Origin of the sequence: Raineyella antarctica, from assembly GCF_900092135.1 — a bacterium.
In the GTDB taxonomy this organism is placed as follows: domain Bacteria; phylum Actinomycetota; class Actinomycetes; order Propionibacteriales; family Propionibacteriaceae; genus Raineyella; species Raineyella antarctica.
Genome location: NZ_FMYF01000036.1, coordinates 1 through 1,029 on the forward strand (window position 1 = coordinate 1; position 1,029 = coordinate 1,029).

The 1,029-nt window shown below is 63.7% G+C and carries 2 protein-coding genes; both read right to left on the minus strand.

The genetic code is table 11. The annotated features are described in order from the left end of the window. The coding region (locus GA0111570_RS17215) for a hypothetical protein (RefSeq protein ID WP_139283321.1) at nt 1-197 on the minus strand (197 nt) is incomplete at its 3' end. 172 nt (nt 198-369) lie between these two features. Continuing rightward, nucleotides 370-1,029 (minus strand): polysaccharide deacetylase family protein (locus GA0111570_RS17220; protein ID WP_217634253.1); only part of this gene is annotated, 660 nt, incomplete at its 5' end.

Sequence of the window (1,029 nt, forward strand, 5' to 3'; positions counted from 1 at the left end):
CACCCACCATCGACCAGCCCACAATAAATCGCCGTCACAGGCGTACCGACCACCGAAACCGACGCCGCCGCCTTCACCTGAATCGCCAACTCGCCGATAGTAAGGGCCGACGCGGGAACGGCGTGCGGCAAGGCCATGGTCAGTCCGAGGACGAGTGCGGCGAGGATGGCACTCAATCGGCGCCGGATATCGGACATACTTCCCCCTCCGGGTAGCCGACCCATGGACTTCGATGGGCCCTCAGGCTTCCCGCATTTTCCAACGATAAGTCCGGGAACCATGTCCGGCACCGGGTTTGATCAAGAACCTTGTCAAGCATGCTCAAGGGGCCCGCCCGAAGGCGAGCCCCTTGAGCATGAGGTTGTCCGGTCAGCGCCGGGAGTAGACCACTCCGGGCTGGGGAGCGCCGAGCAGGTCGGTGACGGTGACCAGGACGTAGCCCCTGGCCTTCAGGTCGGAGATGATGCCGGGCACCGCATCGACGGTGGTCGGGTGGATGTCGTGCATCAGGACGATGGACCCGGAGGTCGTGTTCGCGACCGCCGCATTGCGGACGTAGGCCGAGTCACGGTACTTCCAGTCCAGCGTGTCGACGCTCCAGGTGATCACCGCCATCCCCTGGTCGCGGGAGATCGAGGTGACGGTGGAGTTGTAGGCGCCGTAGGGCGGTCGCATCAGGCTCGGGCGCTTGCCGACGGTTGACTGGATCACGTTGGAGGTGGAACTGAGCTGGGAAACGATCGAGGAGTAGCTGAGCGTGGTCAGGTCCGGGTGGCTCCAGCTGTGGTTCATCACCTCGTTGCCGTTGCGGAAGGCGCGCTGTTCGGTCGACGGGTAGTTGCCGACGTTCTGTCCGACGACGAAAAAGGTGGACTGGACGTTCTGCGCATCCAGGGTGTCGAGCAACCGACTGGTGTACGGACCGGGTCCGTCATCGAAGGTGAGGGCCACGCACTTCAGCCGGGAACAGTCGATGATCCCGATACCCGAGCGCCACTTGATCGTGCCACCCTGGAAATCCTGCCGACA